The 22230-nt window shown below is 57.8% G+C and carries 22 protein-coding genes and 1 pseudogene; 12 read left to right on the top strand and 11 right to left on the bottom strand.

The genetic code is table 11. The features are described from left to right. Positions 1-237: 237 nt before the first annotated feature. Positions 238-636 carry a DUF1236 domain-containing protein gene (locus FHT84_RS10270; protein ID WP_112345603.1) on the bottom strand — a complete coding sequence of 133 codons (399 nt, stop codon included), beginning with the start codon at positions 634-636 and terminating at the stop codon, positions 238-240. Positions 637-1088: 452 nt separating this feature from the next. Here FHT84_RS10270 and FHT84_RS10265 point away from each other — a divergent pair, with 452 nt between their 5' ends. Continuing rightward, positions 1089-1976, top strand: coding sequence for a LysR family transcriptional regulator (locus tag FHT84_RS10265; RefSeq protein WP_183762053.1), 888 nt, complete (start codon positions 1089-1091; stop codon positions 1974-1976). A gap of 30 nt (positions 1977-2006) precedes the next feature. Here the strand turns inward: FHT84_RS10265 and FHT84_RS10260 are convergent, their stop codons facing one another. Beyond that, entirely contained in the window at positions 2007-2399 is a 393-nt protein-coding gene (locus FHT84_RS10260; RefSeq protein ID WP_112345605.1) for an Ivy family c-type lysozyme inhibitor, read from the bottom strand. A gap of 217 nt (positions 2400-2616) precedes the next feature. Then, positions 2617-3672: a DUF1176 domain-containing protein gene (locus FHT84_RS10255; RefSeq protein ID WP_183762050.1), complete on the bottom strand. Its 1056-nt coding sequence runs from the start codon at positions 3670-3672 to the stop codon at positions 2617-2619. 158 nt (positions 3673-3830) lie between these two features. On the opposite strand from FHT84_RS10255, the gene FHT84_RS10250 reads away from it, so the two are divergent. The 3 genes from FHT84_RS10250 to FHT84_RS10240 all read left to right on the top strand — a co-directional run bounded on the left by FHT84_RS10250 (position 3831) and on the right by FHT84_RS10240 (position 6791). After that, the gene (locus FHT84_RS10250; RefSeq protein ID WP_183762046.1) at positions 3831-4889 is read left to right on the top strand and encodes a helix-turn-helix domain-containing protein; all 1059 of its coding nucleotides are present in this window, start codon (positions 3831-3833) and stop codon (positions 4887-4889) included. Positions 4890-5032: 143 nt separating this feature from the next. Further along, complete coding sequence (locus FHT84_RS10245; RefSeq protein ID WP_183762043.1) at positions 5033-5908, top strand: hypothetical protein; 876 nt, start codon at positions 5033-5035, stop codon at positions 5906-5908. A gap of 475 nt (positions 5909-6383) precedes the next feature. Continuing rightward, positions 6384-6791: a hypothetical protein gene (locus FHT84_RS10240; RefSeq protein WP_112345609.1), complete on the top strand. Its 408-nt coding sequence runs from the start codon at positions 6384-6386 to the stop codon at positions 6789-6791. 137 nt (positions 6792-6928) lie between these two features. On the opposite strand, the gene FHT84_RS10235 is transcribed toward FHT84_RS10240, so the two are convergent. Beyond that, a complete protein-coding gene (locus FHT84_RS10235; protein ID WP_245430528.1) occupies positions 6929-7366 on the bottom strand; it encodes a chromate transporter in 438 nt (145 codons plus the stop codon). Here FHT84_RS10235 and FHT84_RS10230 point away from each other — a divergent pair. Together FHT84_RS10230 and FHT84_RS10225 are read left to right on the top strand one after the other, a co-directional pair. Continuing rightward, complete coding sequence (locus FHT84_RS10230; RefSeq protein WP_112345610.1) at positions 7365-7820, top strand: hypothetical protein; 456 nt, start codon at positions 7365-7367, stop codon at positions 7818-7820. The genes FHT84_RS10235 and FHT84_RS10230 overlap by 2 nt on opposite strands. Before the next feature lie 27 nt (positions 7821-7847). Further along, the gene (locus FHT84_RS10225) at positions 7848-8342 is read left to right on the top strand and encodes a hypothetical protein (protein WP_245430547.1); all 495 of its coding nucleotides are present in this window, start codon (positions 7848-7850) and stop codon (positions 8340-8342) included. Positions 8343-8427: 85 nt separating this feature from the next. Here FHT84_RS10225 and FHT84_RS10220 read toward each other — a convergent pair whose 3' ends face one another. Next, positions 8428-9240 carry a LysE family translocator gene (locus FHT84_RS10220; RefSeq protein WP_246698503.1) on the bottom strand — a complete coding sequence of 271 codons (813 nt, stop codon included), beginning with the start codon at positions 9238-9240 and terminating at the stop codon, positions 8428-8430. A gap of 413 nt (positions 9241-9653) precedes the next feature. Here FHT84_RS10220 and FHT84_RS10215 point away from each other — a divergent pair, with 413 nt between their 5' ends. Both FHT84_RS10215 and FHT84_RS10210 read left to right on the top strand, forming a co-directional pair. Then, complete coding sequence (locus FHT84_RS10215) at positions 9654-10226, top strand: cysteine hydrolase (RefSeq protein ID WP_145644829.1); 573 nt, start codon at positions 9654-9656, stop codon at positions 10224-10226. A gap of 75 nt (positions 10227-10301) precedes the next feature. Then, positions 10302-10544, top strand: a complete 243-nt coding sequence (locus tag FHT84_RS10210; RefSeq protein WP_246698504.1) for a hypothetical protein — start codon at positions 10302-10304, stop codon at positions 10542-10544. Here FHT84_RS10210 and FHT84_RS31400 read toward each other — a convergent pair. Continuing rightward, positions 10538-10729: pseudogene (locus FHT84_RS31400) on the bottom strand (hypothetical protein); the annotation flags it as partial. The gene FHT84_RS10210 and the pseudogene FHT84_RS31400 overlap by 7 nt on opposite strands. A 325-nt stretch (positions 10730-11054) precedes the next feature. On the opposite strand from FHT84_RS31400, the gene FHT84_RS10200 reads away from it, so the two are divergent. The 4 genes from FHT84_RS10200 (at position 11055) to FHT84_RS10185 (ending at position 16134) form a co-directional block, all read left to right on the top strand. Further along, the gene (locus FHT84_RS10200; RefSeq protein WP_145644830.1) at positions 11055-12395 is read left to right on the top strand and encodes an MFS transporter; all 1341 of its coding nucleotides are present in this window, start codon (positions 11055-11057) and stop codon (positions 12393-12395) included. Positions 12396-12475: 80 nt separating this feature from the next. After that, positions 12476-14362, top strand: coding sequence for a sugar phosphate isomerase/epimerase and 4-hydroxyphenylpyruvate domain-containing protein (locus tag FHT84_RS10195; protein ID WP_183762041.1), 1887 nt, complete (start codon positions 12476-12478; stop codon positions 14360-14362). An 83-nt stretch (positions 14363-14445) separates the two neighbouring features. Next, a complete protein-coding gene (locus tag FHT84_RS10190) occupies positions 14446-15117 on the top strand; it encodes a TetR family transcriptional regulator (RefSeq protein WP_112345617.1) in 672 nt (223 codons plus the stop codon). 141 nt (positions 15118-15258) lie between these two features. Next, entirely contained in the window at positions 15259-16134 is an 876-nt protein-coding gene (locus FHT84_RS10185; RefSeq protein WP_183762038.1) for a shikimate dehydrogenase, read from the top strand. A gap of 28 nt (positions 16135-16162) precedes the next feature. On the opposite strand, the gene FHT84_RS10180 is transcribed toward FHT84_RS10185, so the two are convergent. From FHT84_RS10180 to FHT84_RS10160, 5 genes are all read right to left on the bottom strand, one after another. Beyond that, the gene (locus tag FHT84_RS10180) at positions 16163-16546 is read right to left on the bottom strand and encodes an NAD(P)H-binding protein (protein ID WP_348647344.1); all 384 of its coding nucleotides are present in this window, start codon (positions 16544-16546) and stop codon (positions 16163-16165) included. A 23-nt stretch (positions 16547-16569) separates the two neighbouring features. Further along, the gene (locus FHT84_RS10175; RefSeq protein WP_246698505.1) at positions 16570-17673 is read right to left on the bottom strand and encodes an NADP-dependent oxidoreductase; all 1104 of its coding nucleotides are present in this window, start codon (positions 17671-17673) and stop codon (positions 16570-16572) included. A 158-nt stretch (positions 17674-17831) separates the two neighbouring features. Continuing rightward, positions 17832-19202 carry an MFS transporter gene (locus FHT84_RS10170; RefSeq protein WP_145644834.1) on the bottom strand — a complete coding sequence of 457 codons (1371 nt, stop codon included), beginning with the start codon at positions 19200-19202 and terminating at the stop codon, positions 17832-17834. A gap of 60 nt (positions 19203-19262) precedes the next feature. After that, complete coding sequence (locus FHT84_RS10165; RefSeq protein WP_183762035.1) at positions 19263-21671, bottom strand: FdhF/YdeP family oxidoreductase; 2409 nt, start codon at positions 21669-21671, stop codon at positions 19263-19265. Between the two features lie 147 nt (positions 21672-21818). Then, positions 21819-22121: a hypothetical protein gene (locus tag FHT84_RS10160; protein WP_183762033.1), complete on the bottom strand. Its 303-nt coding sequence runs from the start codon at positions 22119-22121 to the stop codon at positions 21819-21821. Positions 22122-22230: the final 109 nt, after the last annotated feature.

Here is a 22230-nt window from a genome sequence, read left to right as displayed (position 1 = left end):
ATCGGCGGTTCCTGGGGTTAACCTTTTGAGGGTTCCGCGCCGCTGACGCCACGTCATAGCCGGTCCGCCCGCCGGCTCTATCGCCGGGTCGAAGCTTTCCGCCCCGGACGCTGCTCGATCCGGCGATAGGCAATTTGCTCTTCACGTCATGATCATGCATGACCAGTCGTTTCTACCGGATGGGTAGCGCAACGACAAAGGGAGGATTGGAGAGCGTGTTTCCGCTCTCCAGCCTGGTCACTCAACGATCTGGATGACCTTGCGCGATGATGGTTCAACGATCACCCGTTCGTGGTTGACCACAGCATAAGCATATCGCGGATTCGTCGGAATGGTTCTTATGACGACCCTTTCCGGCAATGGTTGGCCGACAACCACTCGCTCACGGACAACCACTCCGTCATCGGGCAGGGGCTGTTCGCGCACATAGGTAACCACCTTCTGCGGCGGCGGATCGATGGCCGTGCCGACGATGGCACCAGCCACGCCGCCTATGGCAGCTCCGACAGGTCCACCGACCACGGCTCCGGTTGCGGCGCCGCCTGCCGCGCCAGTGACGGTCGACGACTGGGCGAAGGCACATCCGGCGGCCAGGCCAAGCGAGAGTGCCGCTATGCTAAGTACTTTGGTTTTCATCAGAATCTCCTTTCACCTGCTATTCGTCCGTCATTGACGGAGCTGTTGGTAAAACAGGGCCTGATTGCAATCGGTTCCTTTTCTCAGGCTTCAGTCGGTTGGATTGGGACGTGGGTCGCAAGGATGTTCGGACCAAAGTCTCAAGAGAATGGATTCACGCTCATTTGAAGCTCCATTGCGGTGAGCTCCTTGTCATTCATGGCATGAGACGCATGACAATGGCTGCCGACCTCGACCAGAGGCCCCGATTGCCGCACCAAGCGGAGCACGGCCGGCCATGAGGACGGCGTAACTGGGCGCCAGCGTCACGATGCTATCCGACAGGCGATCAGGGAGTGATTGCTGTGCCATGGCCGCAAGATAGACACTGCGCATTCCCATGGCTGGTCATTGCAATTTGTTCGGACTTATCAATCTTTGATATTAATCGATTGTCGAGTCGGAGATAAGAGATGAAGCGCGAAGACCTCAACGAGATGCTGTGGTTCCTGGCGGTCGCGGAGGAACGGAGCTTTACGAAGGCGGCGGCGAAACTCGGTACTTCTCAATCCTCAATCAGCCATGCGGTCAAGCGCCTGGAGGCTCGCATTGGACTCCGTCTTTTGACGCGCACGACCCGCAGCGTCGTTCCCACGGACGTGGGAGAGCGGCTTATCCGGTCGCTCGCACCACGACTTGCGGAGATCGACACCGAAATAGACGAACTCATGGCGTTTCGGGATAAACCTTCCGGCACCGTGCGCATGACGCTCTCGGACCATGCTCTCGACAGCGTCGTCTGGCCGAAGCTGCGTCCTGTCTTGAAGGAATATCCGGACGTAAAGCTGGACCTAAACATCGACAACGGCTTTCGCAACATCGTGGAGGAAAGGTTCGATGCAGGCGTCCGGCTTGGCGAAAGCCTGGACAGGGACATGATCGCCGTCAGGATCGGTCCCGATTGGCGTCTCGTCGCCGTCGCATCGCCGGAATACCTTTCCACGCGTGGGGTTCCTGACGATCCAGGGGAGCTTGTCTCCCACATCTGCATCAATCATCGGCAGGCGCGATCAGGTGGCCTTTATGCGTGGGAGTTCGAGAAAGGCGGCAGGGAATTACGCGTGCGCGTGGATGGGCAGCTGACCTTCAACACCTCTTACGCGATGATCGATGCAGCCCTGAGCGGATACGGGATCGCTTACCTGCCGGAAGATCTGGTTCAAGCGTCCATCGAATCGGGACGTTTGGTTCAGGTTCTGGACGATTGGTCGCCGGCCTTTCCCGGCTATTATCTTTGCTATCCGAGCCGGCGGCAGAATTCGCCCGCCTTCAGGATCGTGATCGATGCCCTCCGGCAGTGAGGGTGGCGCCGCGTGGGTGCTTTGGCGTGATTATTCCGCCAGAGCCTTGTCGAGCGCATTCTTTTGCGCTGCCGAGGGGTTGCCCAAATAGCGCTTTTGGCTTCCCTCTTCCTGGATTTCCGCCCATGCCTGCGTCCCATCCATGGTGAAGAGGATTGCCGCTTGGCCGTCATTGGTTGCATGCTGTTCGGCGATGATGCTGAGCGAGTAATCTGTCGAGCCAGCGGATATGGTTTTGACTGGTTCCGCAATAAACCTATTCTCGTCGCGGACCCAGGCCGGCGCCTGTTTTGCCGATGACAGCATGGTTTTCCATGACTGGGCGTGAACCGGGTCCTTCAGGAGGTCATAGAGATAGACGTCCTTGCCATAGGCGGCATCTGCAACGCCAAGAAGTGCAAGCAACAGTATAAACCTACGCATAAATCCCTCAGGCTCTTAACAGCAATGTGCTAGCGCACGAAGGCTCGGTTTGGCATGGGTCGTCACCCGAGCGGCAGCTCGTAGCTAACGTCTGCGGTGATCTTCCTCCAGCCGGTTCGCAAAATCCAAACGCATGTACACCTATCTCGGACAATCGTGCACCATGCGACTTTTCACCGGGGCAGGGCATCAGATCAGAGAGAAAGAGTATTACCCTTCACCTCGTCCGAAACAGAACCGGCCAATCTCCGAGTTGACTGCCGCCGCAGGTCCCCTGATAGGATACCGCCGCCAGCTGAAACCGCGCGCCATCCCATACCCATTCGGCGGTAAGCCCACAATCGCCGACCGCGCGCCCCCTGCCTGCCATCTGCAATGATCCGCTCTTCATGTCAAAGCCCGGTTCCGTTAGTATTTTCAGTTCGGTTCCGTCACCGCCGAGAGGAAGTATCGGCTGAAACGGAATGGGAGCACCCTTTCCGTTCCGTGGCACGATGAAAGCCAGCGATGACCCTTGATAAGCGCCCATGATGCAGGGAATGAATACAAGGGCGTGATCGGCGTCGAGCGGGTAAGCTTCCTCCATTAGATCTTCCCCTGATGCGTTGCCCTCGCATTCTTCCGCCTCAAACACGGCCTTGCCGGAATTTCTTGCCTGGAGGATAAGCCGCTGTTTTTCCACATCGGATAAAGCGATATCAATCTTTCGACGCGCGACGATGGGCAAGGCAGGAGCGGCTGCCACGCTTGATGCAGGAGCGGCGCCTCGCTTGATCAAAGCGGTCACATTGCCGAGGCGGCCTTGACGATCGTCCATATGCAACAGAGCAGCGACCATGCCATCGAGCGGGATCACGGCTTTATCGGCCCCAACTTCCAGTTGGGCGGCATTGCGTAAAGCCGAAAGCAGCTCCATGACCGCTTGGGGATTGCTGGTCGAGATCGTTGTGAGATTTTCATCGCGACTGAGCTGCCATGCCGATCCAAAATGCAAGGATACGCCATCGGCGCGAAAATCGTTCAAGCCGACCGGAAACGGGACTCCAATCGCCACCTCGGTGAGCGCATTAGGGCCAGCGGCGCGATGAAAGTGCATGTCGGGACGGCTTATGACGCCATTCTCGAAACCCTTGGCTTCGCAGGTCAAACCATTGTCGCATGCAATCAGCCAGGACTTGTAACGATCATAGGAAGGATCCGCCGCGTTCGCCGTGCCGCCCAGCGCGAGGCTCACCAGCAGGGGGGCGATGAGGCGCTTGTAGAGATGCTTCATGCAGATTTCCTTATCGATCGCGCTTCGAATAAAGTTGTGTTTTCTAATTTAGAAAAGGCAATTCTGATAAACACTCAATACGGTCCAACCAGCCTATTGCCACAAGCTATGGTTCGCCTATCTATGCTTGCAGGCCAAAAGGGGCCGGGATTGCATTCATGACGCAGACATCGTCCGATTTAGTCTACAATTTTTCAACCGTTAATTTCCCCGAGAAAGATCGGTTTCATCTCTGGGTAAAGGACAATCACTGCGACTGCAGGTTACAGGACTTTGAATCCGGCCCTTTTGACGCGGAGGCGACCGGTGCCGCGCTTGGTCCGCTCATCCTGTCCGGCAGAAGGCTGCTTCGCCAAGGCCGGTCTGCCGCCTACGAAGTCCTGAGATCCGAGCGGCGCATCCGGACCGACGGGTATGATTTTTACCGATTTACGTCAATTCTGAGTGGCCGCTTCACCTATCGATCGACCGACGCCTCATCGATCAAGACGGCCGGCGACTTGTTCATACTCGATGCCGCCCAGGTCAACGACTGCCTGGTCGAGGCCGACAGTACCATATCGCTTGCCGTTCCGCGGGATCTGCTGCCGAGCCAAACAGCGCTCCTGCATGGACATACGCTTTCAACTGGCGTCGCCCAACTCCTGACGGATCATCTCGTTTCGCTGCTGCGCAATCTCACCAGCTTGCGGCCGCAGGAAATCCCCTATGTGGTGCAATCGACACTGCAGCTCCTGATGGCCGCGGTTTCGTCCGCATCCGATGCGATGCAGGAGGCGGCCGGCCCGATACGCGAGCTGTTGCTTGGCCGCATCTTGCGCTATCTCGATGCCCATTTACTCGAATCCGATCTGACGCCGGACCGGATTTGCCGTGATATCGGGGTCTCGCGGGCGAAGCTTTACCATTTGTTCGAGGGCAATGGGGGCATCATGCGGCAGATACAGCGGAAGCGTTTGCGCCGGGCCTATCAGATGCTGGCAAATCCGAGCGGGCCAAGACTCCATATAGCGGAGCTTGCATGGAAACATGGTTTCTCGAACGAGAAGTACTTTTATCGTCTCTTCAAGGCTGAATTCGGCCATACGCCGGGTGAGACACTGGAGGTCGTCTCTCGATCGAATCCAGTGTCAGGAACGATTGCCCTCCACCCCCGCGAGAAGCCGGTCAACGGCCCCTTGGGCTGGACCTTGCCCTTTGGCGTGCCGGATCGCTAAGTTCGTCTGCGAGAGCACAAGATGTACGAATGTACACTCGAAATGGACATGGGCAAACCGGCCGTTAGTCAGCATGCCTTGAAGGATGTTTGGCCTTTCACTAGACATCACTGAGTTTTTCCACCGATCGGCACCCTCCACCCATGCTTGCCTTCAAACGTTTCTCCATTTTCCCGGCGGTCTATGCTCTGCTGATCTTCGCCCTGCTGACCTCGATGGGTTCATTCGCCGCTCCGGCGAGCGGGAAAGACCGGATTGCCCTGAAATCCGCCGTGCCAGGCCTGAAGATCACCCGTCTCGCAAAACTGCCCGAGGCACCGGACTCGGACACCTCCGGAGCGCCATCATGCGGTGTATTGCCCGAGACGAAAAGCGCCGGCGCCAAGATTGCCTCCGATCTCGGCTGGGGGGTGACCGGTGAGGCGAAACTCGGCCCATACGAGGCAGTCAGCTTCGCGGCCGAGTTCGATCAGGCGACCGGTTCTGCCTGCGCCATAGACCAAGGCAACATTGCGCTTTTTGACGGTTCGAACCTGCTGGCTCTGATTTATGCCGACAAGAACAGCAAATTGACGATCGGCAGGATTACCACGGTCAACGACCATCTGCGCATTCTCGACGGTGATCTCGTGCAGATGCCTATCGGCGAGATCAAGCTTAAAGGTGAGGATGTGGAGGTGAAACCGCTGGCGTCTGAAGAGCAGGTTTGCGACGGCAAGGCGGTGGTGCCGAATATCTATGGCAAGCCCATCACCGAAGTCCGACGGGCAATCATTGCCAAGGGATGGGAGCCATTTCAGAGCCCGCCGCCATCCTACCCGGATGCTTTCGGCGACAGTCTTCGCAAGATGGGGATCGTCGAGACGACCGATTGCGCCGGCACGGGTTTGGCCTATTGCAGTTACTACTACCGCAACGGTGACTTGGAGCTGGAGCTGAGCAGCTTTGGAGACGGCACACCGACGGTCTCGGATTATGACACGGCCTGCGAGCGTTCGAAATGGCATAAGGCGCAGTAGCGGCTGAGGGCCGGCGCCTTCCTCGGAATTCAAGCTCGATCGGCCTCGCTCGAGGTGACCTCGTGCTCCTCCGTGGGAGGGGAGATTACCGTAGATCGTCGTGCTAAGATTGGAACCTGCGTGCACTTGTTATGGACGAAGCTGCACAAGATGAACGAGCTGTTGTCGTTGCTCGGAAAAATTTTACTGCTATCTTCCTGAAATGGAATGGAAATTGGTCAGGGGCCGCAATTCCTTTTCAAAGGTGACAATTATGTGCGGGGGTATACGAATAGGCGGGTCCGCCCGAGGTCGCCTTTTATTCATCGTCGCAGCTGTCAAACCCGTTATGCTCCCAATCCCTGGCGCGAAGGAAACGAGTTCCTTTCAACGCTGCAGGAAACCAAGGGACAGTCAGTCGCAAAGCTTGGCCGTGACCACGGCATGAGCAATCACGGAAGTATGCATCAGTCATTCGTCAACAGAGGAAATTCCCTTGCGTAAGATAATTTGCGCTTTTGCATTTGTCGCACTTTCATTCACGTCCGCAGCAGCCAGCGTATGTTCGCAGCACTACCAAAGCAGCGGCGTCCCCCTCGTCACCGGTGTAACCTACAAGACCTGGATGGAATTCCCCTCCGTCGGTCCTGCCGCCGCCTTCGATAAGGTGTCGAGGGCGGTCCTGGCTGAAGGTTTTGTGGACGTGAATGTCGAGAAACAACTCGGCACGCTGACAGCTCAACAGGAAACGACCGGATCCGGCCGCCCTCAGACCTTGCGCGTCGTCGTCCGAAAGAGTGGCAAGGGCAGCCGTGTCGATGCCGTTTTCATGGTGCCGCAGGGGCAGGTGGCTCCCAGCATGAGCGACAATCTCTGCCGTGTCGTCAATGCCGTGGCAGAATAAGCGTTGCGGCCATCGCCAAAAGCAATTGGCGATGGCCGCATATCTCAAATGAAAGAGAGGTCTCCCGCGCTTATCGGGAACACCACCGCCCGTGGTGGCGAGTGTCAGGCGACGAGTAGCACGAAGCCTGGATCCTATTATAAAGCGCTGCATAAAGTGCTGCCCCGAGAATCCCGACGACCGCGGCACTTGCGCCGCCGCACAAGGCCGCCTGCGGCTAGGGAGTTGCGACGGAAATCATCCAAGAACGGCAAGAGAACTGGCACGAAGATCCCGACAAGCGCCTCGCCGCTCCGGCGGCGCCATGCGGGGGAGGGCCTGTCACGGCGCGAAATATGCCGCACGATGAACAGCGGTTCCGGGGCTGTCTGGGCTGCGCCATAGCCCGCCGGGAACGTGTCGGAATTGATCCAGCCGGTGCTGACCACTTCTGCCTTCAGGAGCGGCAGCACGACATCTCCGCCTCCGCTCGCCGTGATCACCCCGACAATCTCGAAATCCGGAACCAATTTGGTTGCACGGCAGTTAGGATCAAACGGAAGAAGGAGAGGGCAGGGATAGGAGAACAACAACATGTCGAATGTGTCGAGAACGGGAACCGACGATGTCAACAACGCAACCAGCCGCACAAGATTCGGACGTTCCGTCGAGAGCAAGGCCCAATTGCAGGATGCAGCTACCCTCTCATCCACGATCGATGGCGCGCAGACGCTGAATGTCTATCGCCTGGAACCCATCGCTGCCCCAGAAGATCCGCATTGGGATAATGCGCCCAATCAAGGCACGATCATCGTGGCAGCGAGAACCGCGGGCGACGCTCGCATTGTAGCGGCAGGCAGCGAGCTTGATTTTATGGAAGTCGATGCAGCACCGGCCGAAGATGTAACGACCAGTAACGCGAGCGCGTTTCGCGACGATAAGCTTTATACCGTCATCGAGATCGATCGCGGCCGAACCGACCTGAAACGGGGCATATTGGAAGGCGAGGTCTCGGTCGACACGATTCTTCCCACGCAGGTCGACCGTTGATCGTCCGGACTCAGAGCGAGCCTGCTGGTGTCGGGAGCCGACCGGGTGGTGCAAGCAAGTCGTTGGAACAAATCGATCAAATCGCCGTTGCCTTTACAGGAGTATCTATGCCGGCGGCAGCGTTCACCGAATATCTTCTTCCGATCCGATCTTTTGTTAACGGAGCGAAAAATGCCCGAGCGAAATGAATCACCAGCAGTTCAATCCTTGCGGAAAGAACAGAAGCGGCAGCAAAGAAACGGCCCGGCAAGCGAACTTGACAAAGCGCTTGAAAATACTTTTCCGGCCTCGGATCCGGCTTCGGTGACACACACATCAGCCATGGGTGCTATTGCCCTTGAGGATAAGGCTGGCGATACACCTGGGAGTGTCCTTGCACGCCGGAAGGATCAATCCGGTTCGTCAATGGGATCAAATACCGATCTCGGCACTTTGGGGATTGGGCGGCGAATTCGCGAAAAGCCGATCGCTTCCGTTCTGGCAGCCATGGCAATAGGATTTGTTTTCGGATTGACGCGCTGAAGACGCCGCGGGCGTCCTATGGCAGGCGATGGGAACGTCCAAGCATCGGACGGATCCGTTAAGGCGTTGGCATGCGGCGGAAGCGTCACGGCGAACGAGTGTCGCCGGCAAAGAGAAGCCGCAGGCCGAGCAATATCATGATGCTCCCGGCAAATCGCTCTTGCCACGCGATCAGGATCGGTCGGCGCGAAAGCCAGCTGCCGAGCGTACCAGAGCCATAAGCGACCGCGCTCAGGATGAGGAAGTTCGAGAGTTTTGTTACCATTCCGAGAAGAAGGATCTGCGCCGCCACGGGCCAAGAGCTCATCGGATCGACAAATTGCGGTAGAAAGGCAAACAGAAAGGCGAGTGCTTTCGGGTTGGTCAGATTGTTGATCGCGCCCTCGCGTAACGCTGCCGTATCCGAGATTGACGGCATTTCCGCCCGCCAACCTTGTTTGTTGTGCCGTATGGATTTCAAGACCAGTCTGATTCCGAGCCACACAAGATAGCCGCCTCCCGCCCAGCGCAAGATATCGAAAGCCAGCGGCGAGGCGCGCAGCAGCGATGCGATACCCAAGATCAGAAGCGAAATCTGGATGACGCCGGAGACAAGCGTCATGCCGAGGGCACTCAAAAAGGCAGTGCGCCGGCCCTGACCGATGCCTCGGCCAATGACTAAAACCATGTCCGGTCCCGGCGAGAGCTGAATTGCCAGAACGGCGACGTAAAAGGTCAGGAATGTCCTGATGTCCAGCATTACGGCACCTCCAGAGAGTGAATGACAATGCCGGGAAACTGCCCGTCTATGAACTGCCGACGATCTTAGGCTTGAGGCGCAGTTGGTTTGCACCGATTTTTCGCCTTCATTGGGTTTGATCGAGGGCATGGGGAGACGTTTGACCGGGCCGTCCAGCATCGCCGCGATAAAGGGCTATGCTACCGATAATCAGCACACATCCCACCACCACGATGAGGATGATGTATACGATCAATGCGCTGTATTTTCGGTTCTCTGTCGCTGGCATTGTCGTTCTTCCTCCGCGATCTATCCGCATCCAAACATCGACAGCACCCGAAGGTTCCTTCCCTTGCTTCGGCAGCTGCGCGATCCATTCGCCCAATTCGCGTCGGCGAAATAGATGGACATGGGCAAAATTCTATAATTCCGGAACATTATCTCATGTCGGCTGTTTGGCCGGTATCGGGATATTGGAGATCGCGTTATTGCAGATCGCGACGAAAGCATCGACTTGAGGCGGCAATGAAGAGTGGGAATCGGCCACCTCGACAAAAGCCCAGCTCACCATGGATCGCTAAGGCGGTGTCTGCATGAGGACCTGGCTGCATCTTTGTATCGATATGCAACGGATGTTCCTTGAAGAGACGCCATGGCATGTGCCTTGGATGGCGCGCACTTTGGACCAGGTGACCGAAGTGACGAGGCGGTTTCCCGAGCGTACGATCTTTACCCGCTTCATTCCACCGCCGAGTCCAGACGGCATGCCGGGGAAATGGCGGGATTATTACGAAAAATGGGAAATGATGACCACAAATCGACTTCCGCACGATTTGCTGCTGCTTACTGACCCGCTTCAGCGCTACGTTCCGCCGGCGCGCATCTTTGACAAGCACACCTATTCGCCCTGGACCGATGGTCGCCTCCAGCGCCATCTTGTTCAAGAACGCGTAGACACCCTGGTGATCACTGGAGGTGAGACGGATGTCTGCGTCATGGCTGCTGCGCTTGGCGCCATCGAGCTCGGATATGGGGTCGTCGTTTTAAAAGATGCGGTCTGCAGCGGCGACGACGATGCGCATGAAGCCGCACTTACGCTTTTCGAAAGACGGTTCTCCGTTCAATCTGAAATCATGACGGCCGAGGAGTTTCTCTCAGCCGGATGATGAAAGCGGCCGCTTCCTTGAATTGCTGCGAGGGTCCGCTACATCCGCCCCCAATAAGATCGGAGGAGATCTGCCATGCCTCATCGCGTTCCCACAGGAAACGATTGGCGAATGCTCGCGGAAGCTGTGGTGGAATGGTATAGTTTCTATGAAGTGCCGCCGGATGACGAGGCTTCGAGCGCCCTCGTCGGTGCGGCCCTCGACTTCTTTCGTGATGGTTATCACACGACAGAGGACATCGCGATGATGTTGATCGGAACCTATATCGGCATCTGGTCGACGAAGGTCAACGCGCCCACCTCCGCCGCTATTCATTGATCCTGGCGTTCACTGGCACCGTCTTCTGAGAAGAGTTTCGGGGCGCCCTCGATGTCGAGGCATGCGGCGTTGCCGTCCGCCATGCGAAACATGTGCATCACCCCTTTGTCCTTCAATCCGTGGGCCTGATCCTTCGGCGGCTGACCATCGAGATCGAATACCAGTTGAGTCACCTTAACGGCGACGACAGCCTCACGCCTTGCGACGTAGAGCCGTCATCACACACATCCCAGGCTTCGACAAAGCCGAGCAAGCGACCACGCGAGTAAAAGCCGAGCCGGCGGCGCGGTGCGTCGTCGCAAGCCATGCGTCGAGCCATCGCGAAATGCCAGAGCTTTACAAAACGAACTAGTTCGTACATTATTGGGCAGAGGAGTGAGGAATGCTGCCCTGGCAGCACCGATGACCGTCAGGATGACCTTGAATGTCCTGCGAGCGAGTGCGGGATAGAACCCTGCGCATCTCGGTCGCGGCGCTCTTTTGACATCGGAATTTCGGGGAGGAACGACAATGACAACACAGTTTGAACAAAAGACGCCCAGGCGGGCAGCGCTTGCGAGTTGGCTCGGAAGTGCCGTCGAGTACTATGATTTCTTCGTCTACGGGACAGCGGCTGCGCTGATCTTTCCGAAAATCTTCTTTTCGGCGGAAGATCCGCAAACAGCGGCCATCGCCTCATTTGCAACCTTTGGTGTAGCTTACATCATGCGGCCGCTGGGAGCGGTCGTTCTCGGTCATGTCGGCGACAAGTTCGGCCGCAAGAAGGTGCTGACCTTCACATTGCTTCTTATGGGCTTTTCGACCTTCATCATCGGTTGCCTGCCGACCTACAATCAGGCTGGCATTCTGGCGCCGATTCTTCTGGTTCTCGCGCGCCTGCTGCAGGGCATTTCGGCTGCCGGCGAACAGGCTGGCGCCAGTTCAATGACGCTCGAACATGCCCCTGAAAATCGGCGCGCCTTCTTCACAAGCTTCACGCTGAGCGGAACGCAAGCGGGACTGATCCTTGCCACATTGGTCTTCATCCCGCTTGGAAAGCTCGATGAGGCCGCATTGATGTCATGGGGCTGGCGCGTGCCCTTCTTTCTGAGCTTCGTGGTCGTCATCGTCGGATTCTGGGTCCGCCGAACGCTCGCTGAAACGCCCGCCTTCCTGCAGGAAACAAAGAAAGGTGAGGTCGCAAAAGTGCCGCTCGTCTCGCTTTTCACCAACTATTGGGCCGATGTTCTCCGCATCGTCTTCGCTGCGTTGATTTCCGTCGTCAGCACCATTTTCAGCGTCTTTACGCTGTCCTATGCGGTCAATACCATGCATATCGATCGCTCGACGATGCTGACCGTTCTGGTGCTTGCCAATATCGTGGCATTGGGCGCCATTCCGGCATGGGCCACTCTTGCAGATCGCATCGGCCGCAAACCGGTGTTCATCTTCGGTGCCGTCGGCTGCGCGGTGCTGATCTGGCCCTACATCTGGGCCATCAGCCAGAACAATCTCATGCTCATCTTCGTTCTCGGCATTCTGCTCTCGGGCGTGGTCTACAGCGCTTCCAACGGCATCTGGCCGGCGCTCTATGCGGAGATGTTCGATACCCGTGTGCGTCTGTCTGGCATGGCGGTCGGCACCCAGATCGGCTTTGCGCTCGGCGGTTTCGCACCGACGATCAGCGCCGCCGTGATGGGTACCGGACCGATGGGATGGGTGCCGGTTGCCGTGTTTACATCGATTACGGCCTTGATTGCTGCCGTCTCTGCGGCAACGGCAACGGAGACATACCGAACGCCGATCGATCAGCTCGGCAGGGACGGACGACGCTTTGCAGCCTCGGTTCGCCACGTCGATCGGACTGTCTAGCAGCTGGCTTCGGGACAGCGCTGACGGCCAGCGATCGCGGATGAGTTTGTTGAAAATCGCCAAGTGAACGGGATGAAACAATGAAAACCTCGATCGCGACCGTTTCGATCAGCGGTGACCTCAAGGAAAAACTTCAGGCCATCGCCAAGGCCGGCTTCGATGGTGTCGAAATCTTCGAGAACGATTTCCTCGCCTTCGATGAATCACCGCGCCAGGTTGGGCAAATGGTTCGGGATCATGGGCTGGAAATCACACTCTTTCAGCCCTTCCGGGACTTCGAGGGCATGCCTGAACCCTTGCGCAGCCGGACCTTCGATCGGGCCGAACGCAAGTTCGATCTGATGCAGGAAATGGGGACAGACCTCGTTCTCGTCTGCTCCAACGTTTCGTCCGCGGCGCTGGGCGGGATCGATCGCGCCGCAGCCGATTTCTTCGAACTCGGCGAGAGAGCGGCCAAGCGCGGCCTGCGCGTCGGATACGAAGCGCTTGCCTGGGGACGGCATATTCACGATCACCGTGATGCCTGGGAAATCGTCCGCCGTGCCGATCATCCGAATATCGGTCTCATTCTCGACAGCTTCCACACCCTGTCGCGCAAGATCGATGTCAATTCGATCCGGTCGATCCCGAAGGAGAAGATCTTCATCATCCAGCTTGCCGATGCGCCGCTGATCGACATGGATCTTCTCTATTGGAGCCGCCACTTCCGCAACATGCCGGGTGAGGGGGATCTTCCCGTTCTCGAATTCATGAAGGCCGTCGCCGCGACAGGCTACGACGGCTATCTGTCGCTGGAAATCTTCAACGATCAGTTTCGCGGCGGCTCACCGACCGCCATTGCCGTCGACGGCCGGCGGTCGCTCGTCTATCTCGGCGATCAGGTTCGCCGCGCGGAGACCAGCAGCCTGACTTTGCCGCCCATGCCTGCGCGTGCCGATGTGGCCGGCATTGCCTTTATCGAATTCACCGTCGACGAAGCCGAGGCGCCCGTTCTGTCCGATCGGCTGCGGGCACTGGGCTTTCGCCATGCGGGGCGTCACAAGACCAAGCGTGTCGATGTCTTCCGGCAGGGCGATATCAATCTGGTCGTCAATACCGATCCGGACGGGTTCGCCGGCGTCTCCTATGCTTTGCATGGGCAATCGGCCTATGCGATGGGATTGTGGGTGGATGATGCCGAAGCCGCAGTTGCGAGGGCTGTGGCCCTGGGCGCGGAACGTTTCGAGCAGCCATTGGATCCCGGTGAGATCGAAATGCCTGGTGTCAGGGGCGTCGGCGGTGGAGTCCTGTACTTTCTCGACCATAAAGGCCCCCTCGGACGCATATGGGAGATCGAATTCGATCCCGCCAACGACGAGACCGATCTGCGGCCAATCGGTCTGACGAGGATCGATCATGTCGCGCAAACGACGAAATATGAGGAGCTGCTGACCTGGTTGCTTTTCTATACGGCAATCTTGAATGCACATAAGACGCCGATGGTCGATATTATCGATCCCGCCGGCGTCGTTCGCAGCCAGGTCGTCGAAAACGAGCCGGGCAGTTTGCGCATCACGCTGAACGGCGCGGAAAATCGCAACACCCTGGCCGGGCACTTTATCGCCGAGACCTTTGGTTCGGGCATTCAGCATCTCGCCTTTGCAACGGACGATATCTTCGCGGCAGCGTCTGCCTTATCGGATAACGGCTTTGCCACCCTGACGATCTCGCCCAACTATTACGACGATCTGGAGGCGCGGTTTGGTTTGGATCCGGCTTTCACCGATCGTCTGAAGGCTCACAACATCCTCTATGACCGCGACGATCACGGCGAATACTTCCAGCTATACAGTCCGACCTATGGCGAAGGCTTCTTCTTCGAGATCGTCCAGCGCAGCGGCTATCGCGGATATGGTGCGGCGAACGCCATTTTCCGCATCGCTGCGCTCAGGCGTCACCTGCGGCCGATTGGTCTGCCGAAACTTTAGGCTCTCCCCATCCGTGTAAAGCCTGTGTTAAAGCTTTGATCTTCAATGATGGGCAGGGGCAGACCCAGGAAGACGGGCAGGGCATGACGAAAGCGCAAGCGGCCAAGATCGAGCGTCTGACGCGAAAGAACGATCCAGACGCGACCAAGGAAAATATTCTGAAGATCGCGACCGAGGAATTCGTCGCAGCCGGTTTTTCCGGTGCGCGCGTGGATGAGATCGCCGAGCGCACCAAGACGTCCAAGCGCATGATCTACTATTATTTCGGCAGCAAGGAAGGGCTCTATCTCGCCGTTCTCGAGCAAGCCTACACGAAGATCCGTACGCTGGAGAGCGAGCTCGATCTCGAAAACATGCCGCCCGTCCAAGCGATGGCGCAATTGATCGCAAGCACCTTCGATCACGATGATCAGAATCCCGATTTCGTGCGCCTCGTCAGCATCGAAAACATCCATCGTGCCGAGCATATGAAGCGTTCGGTCGTCCTTTCGCAGACGAACATCGCAGTCATCGATATCATCACGGACATTCTCGAACGCGGCTATGCCGACGGCAGCTTCGTGCGTCGTGTGGATCCGGTCGATCTGCATATGATGATCAGCGCCCAGTGCTTCTTTCGCGTTTCTAATCGCCACACCTTCGGAGCGATCTTCGAGCGGGATCTGTCCTCGGAGGAGCTGAAGAAGCGGCACAAGTCCTTGATCATCGACGCCATTCTCGCCTTTCTAAGACAGCCTTCTTCCGAATTGGCTTGACGGCGCCCAAAGCCGCCTGGTTTGCGGCTGGGGATTTTCCCGGGGCGGGAAAGTATGCCTCTTATTGACTTTACGTACTAGTTCGTACATTTTGCAGGCAAGCCTGTGGCATGGCTTCGATTTGCCGCTCGGGAGGAAAAATTGAATACTCAAGCCGCCATTATTCCGCGCCAGCTTCATGTCGGATTGATCGGTGCCGGCATTGGCCGTTCGCTAACGCCGGCCATGCACATGCATGAAGGCGAACATTGCGGCCTGTCCTATCGTTACGATCTCATCGACCTGGATGCGCGTGGCCTTTCCGTGTCGGACCTGCCGGCTCTTGTCGACGAGGCAGAGGCGCAAGGCTTTGCCGGCCTCAACATCACCCATCCCTGCAAGCAGGCGGCGGTCGCCCTGATGGACGAGCTGTCGCCGGATGCGCAGACGCTGCGATCCATCAACACGGTCGTTTTCCAAGGGAACCGCAGGATCGGGCACAATACCGATTGGTGGGGATTTGCCGAAAGTTTCCGGCGCGGACTGGCCGGCGTTTCACTCGATCACGTCGTGCAGCTGGGTGCGGGCGGGGCCGGCGTTGCCGTTGCCCATGCTGTGGCTGGGATGGGAGCAGGTTCGATCAAAATATTCGATCTCGATCCCTTGCGCGCAAAGGCACTCGTGGATCAGCTGCAGCCGGCTCACAGCACCTGCACTTTCTCGGTTGGCCATGATCTGGCCGCGGCCCTGGATGCTGCTGATGGCCTGGTTCACGCAACGCCGACGGGCATGGCCGCCCATCCCGGAATGCCGCTCGACACGCAACTCCTCTCGGATCGCCTGTGGGTCGCCGAGATCGTCTATTTTCCGATCGAAACCGAATTGGTGACGATTGCCAGAAAAAAGGGGTGCCGCGTTCTCGATGGCGGCGGTATGGCGGTGTTTCAGGCGGTGAAGGCTTTCGAACTGTTCACCGGTATCCGACCGGCGGCGGAGCGTATGATGCAGCATTTCAATTCGTTGCGCAGCACGATCTGACGGCAGATGGCCTCAGATGCTCGATGGCTTAAGTCATGAGCAGGATGATCATGTCTCTGGCGCCGTTCGATGAAACGAGATCAGGGAAATGATGTTGTGGTGCCGTCGGCAATCGGTTCGCTTGCCGCGTCACGCCGATTGGACGGGTCTGTTCAAGATTGTGAGTTCCATCCAGAATGGGGAAGAAATCGGTTTGCCAGCGGTGATAGGCGGCCATCGCACACATGAAGATCGCATCGGCCCCATCGCTGAGGCGCGCCAACGCTTCCACATCAGTCGCGTCCGTCGAAACGGTGCGCACCGCGCCGGCATCCATCGCCCCTGCGTTGCGGCTGGTAAGAGTGACTTTATGGCCCTCCTCGGCAAGAAGCCGAGCAGTTTCGCGACCTATAGGGCCTGCACCAACGACAATCTAAGTACCCACTTTCAATTCATTCAGTTCAGCACCTTCAGGACGATTTTGCCTCGGATATGATCTTCTTGAAGGGCCTCTTGCGCCGCCGCTGCCTCACGAAGCCCGTAGGTGCGATCGACGTGGACTTTCACCCTGCCGCTGTCGATCAGTTCGGCGATCTTCTGGAGCTGTGCGCCGTTCGGCTGGGCGGTGTAGCGGCCGGACCTGATGCCTCGGGCTTCGGCGCGCTGTCTATTGGGCTCCGTGAGGGTGGAAATCAACGCGCCGCCGTTTTTGATGATCGAAAAGCTCCGATTCTGTGTCTCGCCGCTCACAAGATCGAAGACGAGATCGACCGGTTCGACGACAGTCTCGAAGCGTTCTGATTTATAGTCGATGATCTGGTCGGCGCCCAAGCCATTTAGGAAATCCCGGTCAGCCGCTGAAGCCGTAGTCGCCACCCAAGCACCCTTGGCCTTGGCGAACTGAATTGCAAGGTGGCCGACGCCGCCTGCGCCGCCATGGATGAGAACGCGCTGGCCAGCTTCGAGCTTGCCGTGATCGAAGAGGCCTTGCCATGCCGTGATGCCCGCAAGCGGCACGGCAGCGGCTTGAACGTGGTCCAGTGATTGAGGCTTCGTGGCGATTTCGTCCGATTTGGCGATCACGAATTCTTCGTAGCCGCCGTGATCCGGTGCCAGAAAGGCGAAAACCTCGTCACCTATCAGAAAACTTGAAACCGACTGGCCCGCATCGGCAATTTCGCCACTGACGTCGCGACCGAGCACATACGGGAAATCTTTTTCGGTGACGACAGGATATTTGCCTTCGCGCATCTTCGCATCGACCGGATTGATGCTCGCGGCAAAAACCTTGATGACGACTTCGTCGGTCGCTGGTATCGGCTGCTCGATTTGGTCGAGCTGCATGACTTCCGGCCCACCAAAACGATGAATTCGTACGGCTTGCATCGTTGAATCTCCGTGCTGATTTGATCTGAGAACCGCAATCTGCCGATGAGACGCGGAGGCGTCTTCATGTTGTAGTGGCGATGCAATCAAAGCCTGCCGCGGCGCTTGGCAGCTTGCCTGAGAAGTAGGAGGTCTCTCCTTTTCTCGAGCATGTAATCGACATAGCCGATGCATGCACAGACAAGCAGGCTACCGCTTGCAGCCAGAATCATCAGCAATCCGATCACGATCGCTATCGTCATCATCGGCACCCGATTGAACCGCAACCGAACAAGCCACTCTGCCGGAAGTTCCAAAACCGGAGATATGAAGAATGCATGATCCGAAAGCGCTCATGTCCGTGACAGGTATCTCCACGCCGCGACGCTGCCGAGAAGCTGAGTGACGCCACCACATAGCATAGCTGTGATGAAGCCGAGCTGAGGCTCATGGAAACATGCAAAGACCGATCCGAGTGACGCCACGCCGATGGTAGCGCCGACCATCCGCGCAACGTTGATGAGTGCGCTTGCGGTTCCGGCTCGTTCGCTCCCCACGCTCGACACCGCGACTGCCGTGAGCGGCCCCGTCGCCAATCCCATGCCGATGCCGGTCAGCAGCAGGCCGAATTCCTCGGCGATCAACAGGTTTTCGGTAAAAGCAATGCCGAGCAGCATGTTTCCCAGACCCATCACAGCCAGCCCCAGCGTAGTCGTTCGCTGCTTGCCGAAATTTTCTGAAAGCGAGCCGGAAAAAGGCGATATCCCCACAAAGCTCAATGCCATAGGTAGGAGCGCCAGGCCGACATCGGTCGGGTCCAATCTGTCAAGACTGAGCGAGGTGAGTGGAAACAGAAAGAGCGTGCCATACATGCCGAAAGTCATTGCGGCCGTTCCCACCATGGCGCCGCTGAACCGCCTGTTGGAGAACATAGGGACCGGCACGAGAGCACGCTGATCCAGGCGCCGTTCCACCACAACGAAAAACGAGAGCAGAACCAAGCCGCAAGACGCCAGCAAGATGGTCCAGAGCAAGGGTAGATGCGAGGATTCAATGGCTGCGAGGGTGATTGCCCCCAGCGATACCACGCCCAAGATTTGGCCGAGCGCGTCGAAGGATCTTCCCTTTCGGCCCGCGCTCTCCGGAACCCAAAGCAATGCCCCGATGGCAGCCATCACACCGATGGGAACGACGACAAGAAAGACAGCCCGCCAACCGAAGCTGTGGATCAGATATCCGCCGAGGCTCGGTCCGATGGCGAGCGACATGCCGTTGCATCCCGCCCAGATGCCGAGCGCGCGCCCGCGAACCTTCTCGTCCGGATAGATCACCCGAATGAGCGAGAGAGAGGCGGGGATCAGAAGGGCGGATCCGCAGCCGGTTACCGCCCTGGCGCCGATCAGGATCGCGATCGCTGGAGCCAGGGCGCATCCAAGGCTTGCAATTGTGAAGATGATGCAGCCGATGATGAAAGTCAGACGCCGCCCATAAAGGTCAGCCAGCAGGCCGCCGGTAATGAGAAGGGCGGCGTAGACAAGATTATAGGCATCGACGACCCACTGCAATTGCGTGACCGAAGCCGCGAGGCTCTTGCCGATTGGTTGAATCGCCAAGTTGACGACCGATGTGTCGACTTGCGCAACGATGACGCCGAGGCAAAGAACGATGAGCGAGGAGGGATGCAGTTTCGAAAGGTGTTTTTCGCGTTGCTCGATCGAGTGCATGGTTTTTCCTCTCGGAAGCAAACGTAGCGCGATTAACGTGAAGGAGCAGGGTAACGAGCGTCATCCATCCACGGCGGTCGTACCGATCGAGCGAGAGACCAAGACCGGCAGAAGCTTGTAGGACGGCGTCTTTGATTTCTTGTCGTGATGAGCCAATGGAAACAGCGGATTGGCTTCAGGGTAATAGGCCGCGCAGCATCCTTCAGGGATGGCGTATTCAATGATCCGCAGGCCCGAGATGTGTCTGCCCGCCGCATCTGCAAGCGCGGTGTGAAGATCGATGCTCTCGCCCTCGACAAAACCGAGGCGGCGGATGTCCTCACCATTCATGAACACGACCATCCTGGTTCCTTCCACGCCGCGGAAACGATCGCTGTAGCCGTAGACGGTGGTATTGAACTGATCGTTGGAGCGCAGAGTCGCAAGATAAAGAAGGCGACTGGTATCGCCGCGGATATCGAATTCCGGAAACAGGCGGGCCGGCGCGATGAAGTTTGCCTTCCCTGTCGGCGTTACCCATTTGCGTTCGCGCGCCGGAAGCGGGCGCGGAAATCCCCCGGGCTGGAAAAGGCGTTTGTTGAAGTTCTTGAATGTCTCCGGATAGGTCTCTTCGATCGCGTCGCGGATTTCCGCATAGTTCGCGACCCATCTGTCCCATGGAACTGCAGTGGCGCCGAGCGTCGCCTTGGCGAGGCCGGCAATGATCGCCGGCTCCGAACGCAAACTTGTGCTTGCAGGTGTTGCTCGCCCTCGCGAACCGTGAAAATGCGCGATGGAACTTTCGATCGAAACCGCTTGCGGACCGCTCTCCTGTTCGTCGATTTCCAGGCGCCCAAGACACGGAAGCAAATAGGCGATCTCGCCATGGATGACGTGCGAGCGATTGAGCTTCGTGGCGATCGCGACCGTCAGGCGAAGCTTTCGCCACGCCTTTTCCATCAGGTCGGTGTCGGGCACAGCTCGCAGAAAGTTGCCGCCGAGGCCAATGAAGGCACGGCTCTCTCTACGCAAGATGGCACCGCACGTCTCGACCGTCGAATGTCCCAGCCACCTCGGCGGCTCGAAACGATAGAGCTGTGCCAGCTTATCGAGCGGCGCCAGGCCCGGCTTTTCCGTAATGCCGACGGTGCGCTGTCCCTGCACGTTTGAATGGCCGCGCACGGCGCATATGTTTGCCCCTGGCTTGCCGATATTTCCCCTCAGCAGGGCGAGGTTGGCTATCATGTGCACATTGTCGACACCCATGATGTGCTGAGTGACCCCCATGCCATAGGCAATGACCACCGCCTGGGCGTTTGCATAGGTATTCGCGGCCTGTTCCATCTGTTGCCGGCTGAGGCCCGAAATGCGTTCCAGCTCCTCCCAGGAATGGGCTCTCGTGATCGAGGCAAATTGCTCGAATCCCGTCGTGTGTTCCTTGATGAAGTCGTGATCCAGTATGTGTTTCTTGTCGGCCGCCACGATCGAGGCGGCGAAGGCGACCTGGGCAGCATTGGTCTGATCCTTCGGCTCGGCGTCCGCACCGGTGACCTTGCTGGTGCCAGTCAGGCGCAAGGCATCATCCGTTTCGATCAAAGCCTTGCAAATACCAAACAGAGCTGCGGTATCCCCACCGTTGCGCACCTGATAATATTCCGTGGAAATAATCGTCTCCTTGCCCGAGAGCATCTGACTCGGCGCCTGCGGATTCTTGAAACGCTCCAGTCCGCGTTCGCGCAGGAGATTGATGGTAACGATCCGTACGCCCCGATCCGCGGCATCCTGCAGGTCGTGCAGCAGGCGAGGGGAAGAAGTTCCGACGTTCTGTGCGATATAGAAGATGCAGTCGCAGTTTTGGAAGTCGGAGAGGATTGCGGTGCCCACGGACGCGCCGATGCTCTCCGGCAGCGCGACGGAGCTGCTTTCGTGGCACATGTTCGATGAGTCCGGCAGGTTGTTGCTTCCGTACATGCGCGCAAAGAGCTGGTACATGTAGGATGCTTCCAGCGAGGCTCGGCCGGAGGTGTAAAAATCCACCTGTTTGGGGGCCAGGGCGCGCAGTTCGCGGCCGATTTCGGCAAAGGCCGCCTCCCATTCGACGGGTTCGTACCGGTCGCTATCGGGATTGAAGCGCATGGGCTGCGTCAGGCGGCCCTGCTCCTCCAGATCGTGATCGCTCCAGCTCGCCAATTCCGTGAGGGAGTGTCGGGCGAAGAACTCCACATCCGCCCTGCGATCGGTGACTTCCCAGGCCGTGGCCTTCGCGCCATTCTCGCAGAATTCCAATGGATGAGGCTTCGCCGGTTTTGCCCAGGCGCAACTGACACACATATAGCCGTCAGGTTTGTTCTGATGCGCAAGCAGGTTCGGTCCCTTTGCCGGGATGTGCTCGCGAAGCAGCACTTCACCCACAGATCTTGCCGATCCCCAGCCACCGGCTGGACCGTCATAAGCTCGAATTTTGGGAGGATTTTTTGGGTTGCCGGTCATCCGCATGCGTCCTGCATTTGTCGAACCTAAATCGAACAAAGAGCAGAACAATTGGTTCCACGTATCGGGGACGTGAAATCACAGGGGCAAACGATTGGGCACTTGGCTTCCCATTCAACTTGCGGGAAGAGTTCGAAGCTGGAATTTTTACCGGAATGCCTGGTGCTGAATGTCACCCAACGGCGGAAGGATCGACATTTCCGTCTCAGAATGCCGTGCCATGGTCGAGTGGAGCTCATCCAATGCGTGCCGGTGCAAAAGGGCAAACAAGGCATCGTTCATGTTTGCGCCACTGAGGATTTCGGGATCGTCGCAGGCAACATTGATCGTCCTCTTCACGACGCGGTTTACAGCCGTTTCGCTGGCGAGAAACCGGCGTGCCCAATTCCGCAGCATGGCGCGGAGCGTCGGATCTTTTGGGAATTTTGCTGGTTTCAGGAGGATCACCATGCTCTCCCACGTCCTTGCAGGCGGGAGCACGTATAAACCCTCAGTCGTCACCGCCTACTTGATCGGTTGGTGACGATGTTTTGATAGTACTCCTTTGTGGACGGGAGTC

It is taken from the genome of Rhizobium sp. BK289 (genome assembly GCF_014193575.1).
Taxonomy (GTDB): Bacteria; Pseudomonadota; Alphaproteobacteria; order Rhizobiales; family Rhizobiaceae; genus Rhizobium; species Rhizobium tropici_C.
The sequence above is the reverse complement of the archived record's forward strand: the minus strand, read 5'-3'. Positions and strand labels throughout refer to the sequence as shown.